Origin of the sequence: Burkholderia pyrrocinia, from assembly GCF_001028665.1 — a bacterium.
GTDB lineage: Bacteria > Pseudomonadota > Gammaproteobacteria > Burkholderiales > Burkholderiaceae > Burkholderia > Burkholderia pyrrocinia.
This window is the reverse complement of record NZ_CP011504.1, coordinates 2,925,513-2,940,311: the sequence shown is the minus strand read 5'-3', so window position 1 is coordinate 2,940,311 and position 14,799 is coordinate 2,925,513. Positions and strand designations below refer to the sequence as shown.

Annotated in this window: 13 protein-coding genes; 8 read left to right on the top strand and 5 right to left on the bottom strand. The window is 68.4% G+C overall.

The window, feature by feature from the left end:
* Nucleotides 1-5 precede the first annotated feature (5 nt).
* Complete coding sequence (locus ABD05_RS29160) at nucleotides 6-443, bottom strand: carboxymuconolactone decarboxylase family protein (protein ID WP_047903400.1); 438 nt, start codon at nucleotides 441-443, stop codon at nucleotides 6-8.
* 94 nt (nucleotides 444-537) lie between these two features.
* Complete coding sequence (gene pdxR, locus ABD05_RS29155) at nucleotides 538-2,022, bottom strand: MocR-like pyridoxine biosynthesis transcription factor PdxR (protein WP_047903399.1); 1,485 nt, start codon at nucleotides 2,020-2,022, stop codon at nucleotides 538-540.
* Between the two features lie 215 nt (nucleotides 2,023-2,237).
* Between pdxR and ABD05_RS29150 the strand changes: the two genes are divergently transcribed.
* Together ABD05_RS29150 and ABD05_RS29145 are read left to right on the top strand one after the other, a co-directional pair.
* Nucleotides 2,238-3,155 carry a LysR family transcriptional regulator gene (locus tag ABD05_RS29150; RefSeq protein WP_047903398.1) on the top strand — a complete coding sequence of 306 codons (918 nt, stop codon included), beginning with the start codon at nucleotides 2,238-2,240 and terminating at the stop codon, nucleotides 3,153-3,155.
* A gap of 139 nt (nucleotides 3,156-3,294) precedes the next feature.
* Entirely contained in the window at nucleotides 3,295-4,044 is a 750-nt protein-coding gene (locus tag ABD05_RS29145) for an SDR family oxidoreductase (RefSeq protein ID WP_047903397.1), read from the top strand.
* Nucleotides 4,045-4,148: 104 nt separating this feature from the next.
* Here the strand turns inward: ABD05_RS29145 and ABD05_RS29140 are convergent, their stop codons facing one another.
* The gene (locus tag ABD05_RS29140; protein WP_047903396.1) at nucleotides 4,149-5,786 is read right to left on the bottom strand and encodes a glycoside hydrolase family 32 protein; all 1,638 of its coding nucleotides are present in this window, start codon (nucleotides 5,784-5,786) and stop codon (nucleotides 4,149-4,151) included.
* A gap of 156 nt (nucleotides 5,787-5,942) precedes the next feature.
* Nucleotides 5,943-7,529, bottom strand: coding sequence for a glycoside hydrolase family 68 protein (locus ABD05_RS29135; protein ID WP_047903395.1), 1,587 nt, complete (start codon nucleotides 7,527-7,529; stop codon nucleotides 5,943-5,945).
* Between the two features lie 203 nt (nucleotides 7,530-7,732).
* Between ABD05_RS29135 and ABD05_RS29130 the strand changes: the two genes are divergently transcribed.
* The 5 genes from ABD05_RS29130 to ABD05_RS29110 all read left to right on the top strand — a co-directional run bounded on the left by ABD05_RS29130 (nucleotide 7,733) and on the right by ABD05_RS29110 (nucleotide 12,899).
* The gene (locus ABD05_RS29130; protein WP_047903394.1) at nucleotides 7,733-8,761 is read left to right on the top strand and encodes a substrate-binding domain-containing protein; all 1,029 of its coding nucleotides are present in this window, start codon (nucleotides 7,733-7,735) and stop codon (nucleotides 8,759-8,761) included.
* Between the two features lie 396 nt (nucleotides 8,762-9,157).
* Nucleotides 9,158-9,844, top strand: a complete 687-nt coding sequence (locus ABD05_RS29125; protein ID WP_047903393.1) for a type 1 glutamine amidotransferase domain-containing protein — start codon at nucleotides 9,158-9,160, stop codon at nucleotides 9,842-9,844.
* Nucleotides 9,845-9,985: 141 nt separating this feature from the next.
* On the top strand, nucleotides 9,986-11,095 hold the full coding sequence (locus ABD05_RS29120; RefSeq protein WP_047903392.1) for an NADH:flavin oxidoreductase/NADH oxidase: 1,110 nt from the start codon (nucleotides 9,986-9,988) through the stop codon (nucleotides 11,093-11,095).
* Between the two features lie 136 nt (nucleotides 11,096-11,231).
* Nucleotides 11,232-12,302: an AI-2E family transporter gene (locus tag ABD05_RS29115; protein ID WP_047903391.1), complete on the top strand. Its 1,071-nt coding sequence runs from the start codon at nucleotides 11,232-11,234 to the stop codon at nucleotides 12,300-12,302.
* Between the two features lie 222 nt (nucleotides 12,303-12,524).
* Entirely contained in the window at nucleotides 12,525-12,899 is a 375-nt protein-coding gene (locus tag ABD05_RS29110) for a hypothetical protein (RefSeq protein WP_047903390.1), read from the top strand.
* A gap of 28 nt (nucleotides 12,900-12,927) precedes the next feature.
* On the opposite strand, the gene ABD05_RS29105 is transcribed toward ABD05_RS29110, so the two are convergent.
* Entirely contained in the window at nucleotides 12,928-13,722 is a 795-nt protein-coding gene (locus tag ABD05_RS29105; RefSeq protein ID WP_047903389.1) for an SDR family NAD(P)-dependent oxidoreductase, read from the bottom strand.
* Nucleotides 13,723-13,898: 176 nt separating this feature from the next.
* On the opposite strand from ABD05_RS29105, the gene ABD05_RS29100 reads away from it, so the two are divergent.
* On the top strand, nucleotides 13,899-14,744 hold the full coding sequence (locus ABD05_RS29100; RefSeq protein ID WP_047903388.1) for an AraC family transcriptional regulator: 846 nt from the start codon (nucleotides 13,899-13,901) through the stop codon (nucleotides 14,742-14,744).
* Nucleotides 14,745-14,799 lie beyond the last annotated feature (55 nt).

Sequence of the window (14,799 nt, the reverse complement as noted above, 5' to 3'; positions counted from 1 at the left end):
TCTCCTTACTCGGGCATCTTGCGGAACGCGATCGCGAAGCGGTTCCACGTGTTGATGGTCGCGATCAGCATCGACAGGTCGAACAGTTCCTCGTCGCTGAAGTGCGGCTTCACGGCTTCCCAGACGGCGTCGGGCACGTGGTTGCTTGCCACCAGCGTCAGCGCCTCGGTCCATTCCAGCGCCGCGCGCTCGCGCTCGGTGAAGAACGGCGTTTCGCGCCACGTGACCACGGTTGCGAGGCGGCGGTCGGTTTCGCCGCCCTTGCGCGCGTCGGTCGTGTGCAAGTCGACGCAGAACGCGCAGCCGTTGATCTGCGACGCGCGCAGGCGGACGAGTTCGGCGAGCGGCTTCTCGATCGTGCTTTTCGCGAGGAAGTCCTCGGCGTTGCGCATCACCTTGATCGCATTCGGGCTGGCGGTATAGAAGTTCAGGCGCTGTTGCATGGCAGGTCCTTGTTCGGTTGGTGCGCACGGTGGCGCGACAGGACCCACTTTAAGACTCCGATTGGCCTGCTTGAATAGCCAATTCTGTGTAAATTCAGGTAACCAGTGCCGGGGCGCCGAAACCGTCCGAATCCAGCAGCCGGGCCAGTTGCGCGAGCGCCGTGTCGATGCGCAGCGCGTCGATCCCGCCATAGCCGAACAGCAACCCCGCGCGGACCGGCACACCGACGTGGAACGCCGAGATCCCGTACAGGCCGATGTCCTGCTCGCGCGCGGCGCGAACCAGCGCCGCTTCGTCGAGCCCCGGCTTCAGGTGCGCGGCGAGGTGGATGCCGGCGGTCGGCACGATCGCGTCGAACCATGGCGCGAGTTCGCCGCGCAGATGCGCGATCAGCATCTTTCGGCGCGCGTCGTAGTGCTTCTGCACACGCTTCAGGTGCCGCGCGAAATCGCCTTCGAGCATGAAGCGCGCGAGCGCCGCCTGCGTCAGCGTGCAGGTGTGCCAGTCGACGATCTGCTTTGCCTTGGCGAGCGCGCCGCGCAGCGCGCGCGGCGGAATCGCGTAGCCGATCCGCAGTTCCGGGAAGATCGTCTTCGAGAACGTGCCGACGTACGCGACGAGGCCTGTGCGGTCGAGGCTCTTCAGCGATTCCACCGGCCGGCCTTCGAAGCGGAACTCGCCGTCGTAGTCGTCCTCGATGATCACCGCGCGGCGGCGCTGCGCCCATTCGAGCAGCGCGATGCGCCGTTCCAGCGTCATCGGCATCCCGAGCGGGAACTGGTGCGACGGCGTCACGTAGACGAGGCGCGCTTCGTCGGGCAGCCGTTCCGTGACGAGGCCGTGCGCGTCGACCGGCACGCCGATCACCGTCGCACCGAGCGACGCGAACGCGGCGCGCGCCGGCGGATAGCCGGGATCCTCGACCGCGACCACGTCGCCGGGCCGCACGACGACGCGCGCGAGCAGGTCGAGCGCCTGTTGCGCGCCTTGCGTGACGAGCACGTCGTCCCAGCTGCACGCGACCGCGCGGCTGAACGCGACGTAGCGCGCGATCGCGCCGCGCAGCTGCGGGTCGCCGGCCGGGTCGTGGTACTGGCCGGGGCCGCGCGCCTGCTGGCGCAGCGCGTGGTGCAGGCAGCGCCGCCACGCGTCGAACGGGAACAGCGTCTTGTCGGTCACGCCGCCGCGGAAGTCGAAGCCGGGCGCATCCTGCGGCGCGGGCATCGCGAGCGCGTCGGGCAGGTCGTTCCACAGCGCGCGCGCGTCGACCGCGTCGACGCGCGGCGTGTCCTCGACGATCGACGGCGCCGACATGGCCGCGGCGTGCGGCACGCGCGCGAGGCCGTCGGCGACGAACGTGCCGTCGCCCGCACGCGTATTCAGGTAGCCCTCGGCGACGAGACGCTCGAACGCGTCGAGCGTCGTCTTGCGCGATACGCCGAGCTGCTTCGCGAGGTCGCGCGTCGACGGCAGCCGTGCGCCGCCTGCCAGGCGCCCGTCGACGATCGCGGTGCGCAGTTGCCGGAAGATTTGCCCGGTGAGGTCGTGACGGCCTTCGATGCGGATCGCGATGTCCATCGCAGTGGTTACCTCGATTGATGCTGTTTTGCCGGAATCGGTGTGCCGCCAGTATGCCGCCGGTGCGCGGATTCGGGTTGGCGGGATGTTGCGTTCGATACCAGCCCGCCCATTCGCCGCATCGAATGCTGTCCGATTGGACCGCCGACCGCCACTGCCTTACGATCCACGGGAGCCACGACCACCCCAGACCAACCCCACACCGGAGCGACCCCATGCTGTCCGAAGACGAACTTGCGCTGCTCGACGCGATCCGCGCGACCGGCAGCCTGTCGCGCGCCGCCGCGCGGCTCGGCAAGGCGCCGTCGACCGTGTCGCACGCCGCGCGCCAGCTCGAAACGCGTTTCGACGCGCTGCTGTTCGACCGGCGCGGCTACCGGCTGCAGTTCACGCCGGCCGGACAATTGCTGGCCGACGAAGCGTCGCGGCTGGCGCTGGACGTCGCGCGGCTGACGCAGCGCGTGCGGCAGGTCGCGAGCGGCTGGGAGGACCGGCTGTGGATCGTCAGCGACGAGGTGCTGGAGTTCGATACGCTGCTGCCGGTCGTCCGCGCGTTCGACGCGCTCGATTCGGGCGTGTCGCTGCGCTTCACGCACGAGGTGCTCGGCGGCACCTGGGAAGCGCTGCGCGACGGTCGCGCGGATCTGGTCGTCGGCGCGACCAACGAGCCGCCGGCGATTCCGGGTTTCAAATGGTTCGAGCTGGGCGCGATGGAGTGGGTGTTCGCGGTGTCGCCGCGCCATCCGCTGGCCGCCGCGAGCGACGCGCTGACGCGTGACGCGATCGGCGCGCATCGCGCGGTCGTCGTCGCCGATTCGTCGCGGCGCGCGGCCGGCCGCGCGTATGGCCTGCTCGGCGGACAGGCCGTGCTCGCGGTGCCGTCGATGCGCGCGAAGATCCTCGCGCAGCGCGACGCGCTCGGCGTCGGCTGGGTGCCGCGCCGGCGGGTGGCGTCGCTGCTGGCGCGCGGCGAACTCGTCGAGAAACAGACGGCCAACCCGCGCGAACCGAACGTGCTGTATGTCGCGTGGCACGGCGACCGCGACGGCCGCGCGCTGCAATGGTGGCTGGAGCAACTGCGCGAACCCAGACTCGCGCAGCGCCTGCTCGACGGGATCGACGTGACTGGCTGAGACGGAAAACGACGACGGAGCGCCCAATCAAACATGTTCGACGATTTCGAACATGTTCGTCGCCCCCGTCGTACGGCATGTCCGGGCGCCGAGCGCATCCTGTGTTCACGGTCAACTCACCGGTTCACAGGAGAACATCATGCAACGCTTCGAAGGAAAAACGGTCCTCGTCACGGGCGGCAACAGCGGCATCGGCCTGGCGGCCGCCAAGGCATTCGCGGCCGAAGGCGCGCGGGTCATCATCACCGGACGCGACGCGCAGACGCTGGAAGCCGCGCGGCAAACGCTCGGCGCAGGCGCGCTCGCGATCCGCAACGAGGCCGGCAGCGTCGCGTCGGCCCGCGCACTGGCGGACGCGATCGCCGCCGCGGGCGCACGGCTCGACGCCGTGTTCATCAACGCGGGCGTCGCGAAACTCGCGCCGTTCGCGGACAGCGACGAGGCCATGTGGGACCTCGTGTTCAACACCAACGTGAAGGGCGCGTATTTCCAGATCCAGTCGCTGGTCCCGCTGCTGAACCGCGGCGCTTCGATCGTGATCAACGGCTCGATCAACGCGCATATCGGGATGCCCGGCTCGTCGGTGTACGCGGCGAGCAAGGCGGCCGTCAATTCGTTCGCGAAGACGCTGTCGACGGAACTGCTGCCGCACGGCGTGCGCGTGAACGTCGTGAGCCCGGGGCCGGTTCAGACGCCGCTGTACGGCAAGCTCGGGCTCGATGCGGCGACGCTCGACGAGACGGCCGAGAAGATCAAGGGCCTCGTCCCGGTCGGCCGGTTCGGCACGCCGGACGAAATCGCGTCGACGGTGCTGCACCTGAGCGCGGCGGAATCCGCGTTCATCGTCGGCGCGGAGATCATCGCGTCGGGCGGGATGGGATTGCTCTGAGCCGCGACACAGGCGGGGACCGCAACCGACCGACGCAACGCCGGGCGGACGGTCCCCGTCACATGCGCGAAGGGGGCGACGCTCGCGAACCGCGCCTACCGCACCTACCGCGCCGTACAGGCGCTACGCGTATCGCCGCCGGCTTCGAGTTGCGTCACCGTGAGCCCCGAGAACGTCGCGCGGCCGTGCTCGGCAAACACGGCGACGCGGTCAGCGTCGAGCGGCGGAAAGACCAGGTCGGTGAGCGTGACGCGACCGCCGTTCGCAAACACTTCGACCGACCCGCGATCGATGACGATTTCGAGCCGCAGTTGCCCGTGTTCGAGCGGCAGGTCGACGATGTGCTCGCGGCTGAACGTGCCGGCGAAATTCGCTTCGCCGGACAACGAGCGGTCGAGCGTCAGCGTGCGTTTCGCCGTGTCGTACACGATCCGGGTGCCGGTCGTGCCGTCCGCCGAGCGCCGGACGATCAGGCCCGCGCGCGCCGCGCGCTGCGGGGCGATCGTCACGGTGATGCGTTGAACGACGCCGCGCGTCGCGGCCGACAGCTCGCGCGTGGCGGACTCGACGGCGAGCTCGCCTTCATGCACGGCGGGCCGGCCGTCCGCCCACGCGTCGAACGCGGCGGCCGGCGCGGCGACGAGCCGGGGTTCGCCGTCGATCGTCTTCAGCGCCAGCTCGCGCGGCAGGGTCGTCGCGCCGCGCCACGGCGTCGTCGGCACTTTCGCGGCGTAATCCCAGTTGCTCATCCACGCAATCGCGACCGGTCGAGTGCCGGGCGCGCCCGCGAAGGTGCCCGCGGCATAAAAGTCGGCGCCGTGATCGACCCAGCGGAATCGGGCCGGATCGGAGCCGGCCGGCGCGACCCGATCGGGCGTGAACGTGCGGCCGTCGAAGTCGCCGACGAAATACATCGCGCCCGAGCCGCCCGCGACCGACCACGGATTCACATTGACGATCATCACCCACTTGATGTGTCGAGGATCGCCGTCGAGCGGCAGCGGCACAAGGTCGGGCATCTCCCACAGTGCGCCTGCGTGCGGCACGTCCGGTAACGTGAAGTCGCTCAGGAACGACCAGTGGATCAGGTCGTCGGAACGATAGAGCTTCACGACGTGCGCATCGGCGACGACCGTCGTCATCAGCCAGTAGCGTCCCGGCGCGTACCACGACACCTTCGGGTCGCGGAACTGCTTCGATTCGGGATCGAGCGTGAGCACGGGGTTGTGCGCGTAGGGTTGCCACGTCGCGCCGTGGTCGACGCTGTAAGCGAGCGACTGCGCCTGCGTGCCGGGCACGTGCCCCGAGCCGTCCTTGTAGACGCTCGTGTAGAGCGCGACCAGCGGCGCTTGCCCGGGCGACCCGAGGCCCGACGTGTTGCGCGTATCGGCGACGATCGAGCCGGAAAAGATTTCCTCGGTGGCGTTCGCGCGCATCGCGACCGGATGCTCGCGCCAGTGAACGAGATCGGTGCTGGTCGCATGGCCCCAGGACATGTTGCCCCAGTCGTTGCCGACCGGGTTGTACTGATAAAACAGGTGGTAGCGACCGTTGTCGTAGACGAGCCCGTTCGGATCGTTCATCCAGTTGCGCTGCGGCGTGTAATGCAGCGCGGGGCGCCATTGCGGCGTGCCGTTTTCGGGCGATGTGCCGCAGGTCGCGGCGGCGACATGCGTGCAGGCCACGCAGCCGAGCAGCAGCCGGGCGATCCGGAAGGAAAAGCGGAAAAACGTCGATCTCATACGGGGTTCCGTGCTCCGTCGCGCGAAGCGGGAAAGGAGGGCGCATGCCGCTTGTGACGGCGGCACGCGCGAATTGCGGAAGAAAAAAGGCGGCGCGCACGCGACACGCGCGATGTGCGCCGCCTCACTGCCTGCGGGCGGTGCCCGCCGCGGCCGTTACGGGCGAGTACCCGGGCCGTCGTTGTGGCCGGCGCCCGTCGCGGGCAGGTTCGCCGGGATGTCGCCGTAACCGCCGAGTCCGCCGCGTCCGTATGCGCGGTCGACCGCCGTCGACGTGCCGTTGATGTTGACCTTCACCGTCGGCGCGAGCGTGCCGCCGCGACGCGCGCCGATCGCATCGATGAACGACTCGACGAGCCCGCCCGGCATCACGTAATGCGAATACGACTGGAATTCGCGCGGGTTCTGGTTCGGATCCTGCGAATACGGTGCGCCGGCCGGTGCGGAGAAGTCGGTCGGGTTGCCGAGCACGAGGCCGCTGCCGCCGTTCAGCGGCTGGAAGTCGCTGCGGATGCCGTTGCCGACGAAGCCGTACACGCCGTCCGGCCCGTCGACGCCCGCGGCCATCGTCGTCCGGTGGCTGATCGTGAACAGGTAGTACTTGCCGTCCTTCAGGTAGATCTGCGGGCGCTCGGTCTGGTCGTCGACGCAGTTCGCCGACAGGATCGGCGGCAGGAACTTCCATTCGGTCAACTGCGGGTTCGTCGCGACGGCGAGGCCGACATTGGCCTTTTGATACACTGCGCCCGAATTCATCACCGCGTTGAGATCTTCCTTGTACGGATCGTTCGGCGCGTAGCCGAGATCGGCCTCGGTGCAGGTGCGTGCGCCGCGCTGGCCGCCCGTATTGCCTTCGAACACCATGTAGGTCTTGCCCGGGTGCGCGGGATCGGTGAACACGAACGGATCGCGGAACGAGAAGTAGGTATTCTGCTGGCCGGTCTGGTAGTAGTTGCCGTCCGGCTGCAGCAGCGCCTTGTGATCGTCGAAGCCGTTGAACCACACGTGCTTGTCGTCGGCATGGATGTGGCCGTCGGCGCGCGTGATGATCGCCTGCGGCGGCGTGATGTCGGCACCGCCGGGCGCCGAGCGGTTGAACGACGTCGCGGTGTAGTAGAGGCTGACCTTGTCGCCGTGCGTGAGGCGCGCGGAGCCCGACCATTCGGCGTTGTTGGTCATCGGCGCGGTGCCGAACACCTTGGCGCTCGCGCCGTCCGGGAACAGGTGGCCGCCCCAGGTCCAGCCGCCGTTCGCGGGGCGCTGCGACGCGGGGATGCCCGCGCGGCGGTAGAAGAAGCCGATGCGCGCGTGAACGTGGCGGTCATCGAACGTGTAACCCGCGTGCGGATCGGCGGTGAGCGAGAAGATCACCTCCCAGCCCTTGTAGCTGAGCTGGTTCGCGCGCAGGTCGGCCAGCGGCCAGGTATCCCAGACCCATACGTTCGAGTTGATCAGCGGGAAATCCTGCGGGATGTCCGGCATCGTCAGCGCTTGCGGCAGCGAGTTCCTGTCGGCGCCGGCGGTGTGCGACTGCGCGACGATCTGGCGGATGTCCGCGCGGGTCCAGCGCATCGTGAAGTTGCCTTCGGGATCGTAGGCCTGCTGCGTATGCGGCGTGGGCACAGGGGCGCCGGCGCTCTGCGCGTGCGTAACGGACGACGCGGACGCGAAGGCGGCCAGTGCCGCGCCAGCGAACAGCAAACGTTTGGCCGCAGTCGTGCGGCAAAAAGGAAAGTGTGTCATCTCGACGTTATTTCAGTTGACGGTGAAAGGGAACGGCTGAAGGTGGCATCGATGTCCAAACCGGTTTGGATAGTATTTCAAACCGGTTTGGGACGCAAAAGATATTTATTTGACGGTAATGCTTACCAAATGGAAATAATTACCCGATTGAAGCGTACGGGCATCCGGCGTACGGGCATCCGGGCGGCCGGGCGGACAAGCGAATGCGAGGAGCGACGGTGAAGGTGAATCTGAAGGCGCTGTCGGATGCGCTCGGGCTGTCGCGGACGACGGTCAGCCGCGCGTTGAACGGTTACGACGACGTCAGCGAAGCGACGCGCGAACGCGTGGCGAAGGCTGCACGGGAAATGGGCTATGTGGCGGACCCGACCGCGCGCCGGCTCGCGACCGGGCGGGCGGACGTGATCGGGATCGTCTATCCGTTCGGCGCGGGCGATCTCGGCGATCCGCGTTTCGGCGAGGTCGTCGCGGGCATCACCGAGCGGCTGGCCGAGCGCAATCTCGATTTCATCATCGCGTCTGCGCGACCGAATGCGGAACTGGACACCTATCGGCGGATCGTCGACGGCAAGCTCGTCGACGGGCTGATCGTCGCACGCACGCTCGTCGACGATCCGCGCATTGCGTACCTGCAGTCGAGCGCGTTTCCGTACGTCGCGTACGGCCGCACGCAAGCGGCCGAGCCGTATGCGTGGTTCGATTTCGACAACGAGGCGGGCGCGCGCGATGCCGTCCGCCGGCTGATCGGTTTCGGGCACCGGCGGATCGCAATGATCAGCGCGCCGCTGGCGCTGAATTTCGCCGCGCAGCGTCGCGCAGGCTATCTGTCGGCATTGCACGAAGCCGGTATCGAGCCGGATCCGGCGCTGCTCGTCGAGTGCGCGTTTACGCACGACGGCGGGCTGCAGGCCGCGCGGGCGCTGCTTGCGCACGCCGGGCGGCCGACGGCGCTGCTGGTCGACAACAACATCGCGGGCGGCGGCGCGTTTCGGGCGCTCGCGGACAGCGGGCTGCGCCTGGGGCAGGACGTGTCGCTGATCGTCTATGACGGCGTGCCGCCGGACCTCGCGCATCCGCATCGCGTGACGGCGGTCATGCAGCCGACCGGGCATGCGTCGGGGCGTGCGTTGGCGGAGTTGATGCTGAAGCGGCTGGACGACGGCGCTCGCGAGCATCGGCTCGAGGCGCCGGTAATCGAAGCCGGCGATACCGACGGCCCGGTGCGCGGCTAGCCGGCACGACGGATCCGGACAGGGCGCGATCGGTGACGGACATTGCCGATCGTGCCCGGTCGAAAAGGCCATGACGCTTGCAGGGATGAATGCCTGTTCTCTAGACGACCGGTCTAATCAGCGGATATCATCCGGCCTGACGAATGCGACGACACCTCCCGGCTCGGGCAACGCGGACGCGAAAATGCCATATCGCACTGCGATGCCGAACGTGCAGCGAGACGCCGTCGTTTTTTTCGGATTTTTCCTAGACGACTGGTCTAATAGGATCATGCGGTATTTCGGATCCGCGAGCGGCACGTTGACGCGCGGTATCTGACTAACCGACAGGCGTGCCGTGCCGGCCGAAACCGGGTCGCGCGGCCCCGTTCCCCCCATTTCGAAGGAGTTTCGATCATGAAGATTCTGGTTGTCCTGACCTCGCACGACACGCTTGGCGACACCGGCAAGAAGACCGGCTTCTGGCTCGAGGAACTGGCCGCGCCGTACTACGCGTTCAAGGATGCGGGCGTCGAGCTGACGCTGGTTTCGCCGAAGGGCGGCCAGCCGCCGCTCGACCCGAAAAGCAGCGATCCGTCCGCGCAGACCGACGCAACGCGCCGCTTCGACGCCGATCCGGCGGCCAAGGCCGAACTCGCATCGACGCGCAAGCTCGCCGACGTGTCGGCCGACGACTACGACGCGGTGTTCTACCCGGGCGGCCACGGCCCGCTGTGGGATCTCGCCGAGGATCTGCATTCGATCGGCCTGATCGAGCGCACGCTCGCAGCCGGCAAGCCGGTCGCGGCCGTCTGCCACGCGCCGGGCGTGCTGCGACACGTGAAGAACCCGGCAACCGGCGAATCGGTCGTGCGCGGCAAGCGCGCGACGGGGTTCACCAACAGCGAGGAAGCGGCTGTCGAGCTGACGGAAGTCGTGCCGTTCCTTGTCGAGGACATGCTGAAGACCAACGGCGCGGCGTTCGAGCGCGGCGCCGACTGGGCGCCGCATGTCGTCACCGACGGGCTGCTGATCACGGGGCAGAACCCCGCGTCGTCGGAACCCGCCGCCGAGGCGCTGCTCGCGAAGCTCGGCCACCGGTAAGCACCTGGCGCCGGCCGGGCCGGCGCTATTCCGTATCCGTCGCCGGGCGCAGCCGGCCCGTCGACGGCCCGAATCGTTCCGCCGTGCGCGTCGCGCGGCGAATTCCCAGTCGTTTTGCAGAGCCAAGCAAAGGAGCCGTGGATGTCTGCCCTGTTCGAACCGTTCAAGCTCAAGGATGTCACGCTGCGCAACCGTATCGCGGTGCCGCCGATGTGCCAGTACGTCGCCGAAGACGGCGTCGTCAACGACTGGCATCGCGTGCATCTGGCCGGCATCGCGCGCGGCGGTGCGGGCCTCGTGATCGCGGAGGCGACGGCCGTGTCGCCGGAAGGGCGCATCACGCCGGGCTGCGCGGGGTTGTGGAACGATGCGCAGGCCGAAGCGTTCGCGCCGTCGGTCGCGGCGATCAAGGCGGCGGGCGCGGTGCCCGGCATCCAGATCGCGCACGCGGGCCGCAAGGCGAGCGCGAACCGTCCGTGGGAAGGCGACGACCATATCGTCGACGGCGATCCGCGCGGCTGGCAGACCATCGCGCCGTCGGCCCTGCCGTTCGGTGCGCACCTGCCGAAGGTGCCGCGCGAAATGACGCACGACGACATCGCCCGCGTGCAGGCCGACTTCGTCGCAGCGGCGAAGCGTGCGCGCGACCTGGGCTTCGAATGGCTCGAACTGCACTTCGCGCACGGCTATCTCGGCCAGAGCTTCTTCTCGGTGCATTCGAACCGTCGCGACGACGAATACGGCGGTTCGGCCGAGAACCGCGGCCGCTTCCTCGTCGAGACGCTCGCGGCCGTCCGCAAGGTATGGCCCGAGCATCTGCCGCTGACGGCACGCCTGGGCGTGATCGAATACGACGGCCGCGACGAAGAGACGCTCGCCGAGTCGATCGCGCTCACGCAACGGATGAAGCAGGAAGGGCTCGACATGCTGAGCGTGTCGGTCGGCTTCACGACGCCCGACGCGCAGATTCCGTGGGGCCCGGCGTTCCTCGCGCCAATCGCCGCGCGCGTGCGCCGCGAGGCCGGGCTGCCGGTGTCGTCCGCGTGGGGGATCGACACGCCGCAACTGGCGAACCGCGTGGTTGTGGAAGAACAGCTCGATCTCGTGATGGTCGGCCGCGCGCATCTGGCCGATCCGCACTGGCCGTACTACGCGGCGAAGCAGCTCGGCGTCGAGCGCCCGTCGTGGACGCTGCCCGCGCCGTACGCGCACTGGCTCGAGCGTTACCGGGTCGCCGACAAGGTGGCCTGAGCGGGCGCGGCGACGTAGCGCCGGGGCGGCCCGCGCAGGACGCGCGCCGCCGATCCGGTGGCGATGGATAGAATGGCGGTTCGTGCAGGCCGGTTGCCTGCGCGAACCGCCATTTTTCCATTTCGACAGAGGTGCCATGGACGCACATGTCCCGTCGTCTCACGAGTCCGCCGCACCGTCGCGCGCGCAGCAGATCGCCCGCGTCGCGCTGTATGCGGCGCTGCTGGTGCTCGCGCTGTGGGTGATCCGCGACTTCATTCCCGCCATCGCGTGGGCCTGCGTGATCGCCATAGCGATGTGGCCGCTGCTGAAACGCTTCGAATCGCACCGGCTGTTCCGCAACCGGCCAACGGTCAACGCGGTCGTCATCACGGCGGCGATCTCGCTGCTCGTCGTGCTGCCGATCGCCGTCGCGGCAATCCAGGCGATCGGGCAGGCGCACGACCTGCGCGAGTGGCTGCGTACGATCCAGGACAACGGCATTCCGCTGCCCGACGTCGTCAGCCGGCTGCCTTACGGTTCGGCGCAGATCACCGAATGGTGGCAGGCCAATCTCGGTCATCCGCTGCATGCGGCCAGCGCGATGCACGGCGCCAACGGCGAGAAATTCCTCGCGTTCGGCCGGCTGTTCGGCACGAAGCTCGCGCATGCGCTGCTCGAATTCGGCTTCATGCTCGTCACGCTGTTCGTGATCCTGCGCGCCGGCCACAAGCTGTCGGGCGCCTTGCTGCAGGGCGCGCAGCGCGCGTTCGGCCGCAACGGCGCGGAACTGATCGACCGGATGGTCAAGGCCGTGTACGGCACGGTGACGGGGCTCGTCGTCGTCGGGCTCGGCGAGGGGGCGCTGCTCGGCATCGCCTATGCGTTGGCGGGCGTCCCGCATGCGGCGCTGCTCGGCCTCGTCACGGCGATTGCCGCGATGCTGCCGTTCTGCGCGCCGATCGTGTTCTGCGGCGCGGCGCTCTGGCTGTTCGTGCAGGGCGCGACCATGTGGGCCGTGGTGGTGGCGGTGCTCGGTTTCGTCGTCGTGTTCGTCGCCGAGCATTTCGTGCGGCCGGTGCTGATCGGCAGTTCGGCGCGGTTGCCGTTCGTGCTCGTGCTGTTCGGCATCCTCGGCGGCGCCGAGACGTTCGGCCTGATCGGGCTGTTCGTCGGCCCCGCGCTGATGACGGTGCTGACGATGCTGTGGGCCGAATGGATCGCGTGACGAGGCTCGCCGTCGCGCCGATTCCATGCATCGGCGCGACGGGATGGATGCGCGTGCAAGCATGCGCCGGCCGCAACGGTCGGCAATGATCCGGCTGGCGCGAGGGCATGCAACGCAGCGGTTCGGATACGGATCTCTACATTTCTTTTCGATCCGGACCCAAAGGTCGAGTAGCATGGGGCTTTCGATCACGCCGGCATGGCGCAGCAGATTTCTCCAAGCATGCGATTGATTCCGATGTCCCGTCCCGCGGCGGCGCTGTCCCTGGCTGCAGGCTGCCTGATGTTGCACGGCTGCGCGTGGTTCGACTCGTGGCTACCGTTCTCGTATTCGCGCACGCCGCTCGCGCGGGCCGCATCGCGGCATGGCGCGACGCGCGCCGATGTCGTCCGCGCCGGCGGCAACCCGCGCAGCGTATGGATGGTCCGCAACGGCAGCGGCGTCTGCTACAACTACTTCATCGAGCACGGCAACGATCACCGGCCTTACTTCGTCGTATTCGACAAGGCCGGCGTCGTCACGCAGTACGGCTTCGATACCTGCATGGACGCCGACCGCAAGGGCACGCTCCAGCCGGACAAAGCCGCTTCGCGCTAGCGCGGCGGCGAGCGCCGCGCGTGAGCGGTCAGGCGAGCGTGTCGACCACGCCGCCGTCGACGCGCAACGCCGCACCCGTGGTCGCCGAAGCCTGCGGCGAGCACACGTACACCACCAGGTTCGCGACTTCCTCGGGCGTCGCGGGCCGCTGGATGATCGAGCTCGAGCGATGATCGCGCACGAAATCCACGGCCACGTCCTCGACACTGCGGCCCGTTTCGTCGGCCGTTTTCTTCAGCAGCGCGCGCACGCCTTCCGACAGCGTCGGCCCCGGCAGCACCGAGTTGACGGTCACATGGGTGCCGGCCGCGAGCTTCGCGAGGCCGCGCGCGATCGACAGTTGCGCGGTTTTCGTGAACCCGTAATGAATCATGTCGACCGGGATGTTCAGGCCCGATTCCGACGAAATGAACACGACGCGCCCGGCATTGCGCTCGATCATCCCCTTCAAGTAATGCCGCGAAAGCCGCACGCCGGACATCACGTTCATCTGGAAGTAATGTTCCCATTCGGCGTCGTCGATGTCGAAGAACGCCTTCAGGCCGTAGATGCCCGCGTTGTTGACGAGGATGTCCGCATCGGGCGTGTGCTGCGTGACGCGCGCGACGCCGGCCGCGTCGGACAGGTCGGCGGCGACGCCATCGAGGCTCGCGCCGGGCACGGCGGCGCGCAGTTGCGCGAGCGCGGACTGCACCGATGTGTCGCTGCGGCCGTTGACGACGACGCGCGCGCCGGCGCGCGCGAGCCCTTCGGCGATCGCGAGCCCGATGCCGGCGGTGGAGGCGGTGACGACCGCGGTCTTGCCTTTCAGATCGATGTGCATGAGCGTGACGTGACGGGAGAGGAGTAAACGGGAACCGCCGCGCGTGTCGCGGCGGCCGGAATTCAAAGCTTAGGCGAAACGGCGCGATCCGGCGTCGAAGCTGCAAGCCGCCGGTTGCATCGTCCCGCGCACTCTTGTACGGTGAGCGTTCGCCGTTCGAACCAGGAGCCCGCCGCGTGAGCCGTCCCGTCAACCGATCCGCCGTACCGTCGCCGTTCTGGCGCGACGCCGCGCTGCCGTTCATCGAGGCGCGCACCGTCGACGACGGGCGCGCGATCTGCTACGTGAAGCACACGCACGACACGTTTTCGCTGGGCGCGATCGTCGGCGGCACGAGCACCTACGTGAACGGTGCGACGAACGCGCATGTCGGGCGCGGCGTGCTCGTGATCATCGATCCGGAGCAGGTGCACGCGTGCAATCCGTACGGCACCGACGCATGGGCGTACCGGATGGTCTACGTCGACGTTCCATGGCTCGCGCGGCTGCAGCATTCGCTGGGCCGCGATCCGAACAGCGATTTTCACGGGTTTTCGCCGAAGTTGACGGAGCGGCGCGATCTGTTCGCGCAATTTGGCGGCTTCTACCGCACGCTCGTGTCGCCCGGCATCGATCCGCTCGGCAAGGAGAGCGCGGCGGTCGAATTCTTCACGCAACTGCACGGCGCGCTCGATCGCGAGCTGCCCGGCATGCGGCCCTCGGACGACAACGCGAAGCTCGCGCGTGCGGCCGACTACATCGCCGCGCATTGCCGCGAGGGCGTCACGCTCGATGCGATCTGCGCGGCGGCCGACCTGTCGCCGTCGTACCTGATCCGCGCTTTCAACGCGCGCTACGGGATGACGCCGCATGCTTTCCTGATCGATCGCCGCGTGCAGTACGGCCGCACGGAGCTGCGCCGCGGCCGGTCGATCGCCGAGGTCGCGCTCGACGCGGGCTTCGCGGACCAGGCGCATTTCCAGCGTGCATTCAGGCGGATCGCGGCCGCGACGCCCGGGCAGTACCGTAGCGCGATGAGCTGAACGGCAGCGCGCGGAGCGCGGAGTGCGCTTGCGCCGTCGATGCGCCGAAGTGCCT

Excerpts from the sequence above, each read along its gene's own strand:
- ABD05_RS29145 (WP_047903397.1), top strand. The coding sequence starts at position 3,295 with ATGCAACGCTTCGAAGGAAAAACGGTCCTCGTCACGGGCGGCAACAGC.
- ABD05_RS29140 (WP_047903396.1), bottom strand. The coding sequence starts at position 5,786 with ATGAGATCGACGTTTTTCCGCTTTTCCTTCCGGATCGCCCGGCTGCTG.
- ABD05_RS29160 (WP_047903400.1), bottom strand. The coding sequence starts at position 443 with ATGCAACAGCGCCTGAACTTCTATACCGCCAGCCCGAATGCGATCAAG.
- pdxR (WP_047903399.1), bottom strand. The coding sequence starts at position 2,022 with ATGGACATCGCGATCCGCATCGAAGGCCGTCACGACCTCACCGGGCAA.
- ABD05_RS29125 (WP_047903393.1), top strand. The coding sequence starts at position 9,158 with ATGAAGATTCTGGTTGTCCTGACCTCGCACGACACGCTTGGCGACACC.
- ABD05_RS29110 (WP_047903390.1), top strand. The coding sequence starts at position 12,525 with ATGCGATTGATTCCGATGTCCCGTCCCGCGGCGGCGCTGTCCCTGGCT.
- ABD05_RS29130 (WP_047903394.1), top strand. The coding sequence starts at position 7,733 with ATGCGAGGAGCGACGGTGAAGGTGAATCTGAAGGCGCTGTCGGATGCG.
- ABD05_RS29115 (WP_047903391.1), top strand. The coding sequence starts at position 11,232 with ATGGACGCACATGTCCCGTCGTCTCACGAGTCCGCCGCACCGTCGCGC.
- ABD05_RS29120 (WP_047903392.1), top strand. The coding sequence starts at position 9,986 with ATGTCTGCCCTGTTCGAACCGTTCAAGCTCAAGGATGTCACGCTGCGC.
- ABD05_RS29135 (WP_047903395.1), bottom strand. The coding sequence starts at position 7,529 with ATGACACACTTTCCTTTTTGCCGCACGACTGCGGCCAAACGTTTGCTG.
- ABD05_RS29105 (WP_047903389.1), bottom strand. The coding sequence starts at position 13,722 with ATGCACATCGATCTGAAAGGCAAGACCGCGGTCGTCACCGCCTCCACC.
- ABD05_RS29150 (WP_047903398.1), top strand. The coding sequence starts at position 2,238 with ATGCTGTCCGAAGACGAACTTGCGCTGCTCGACGCGATCCGCGCGACC.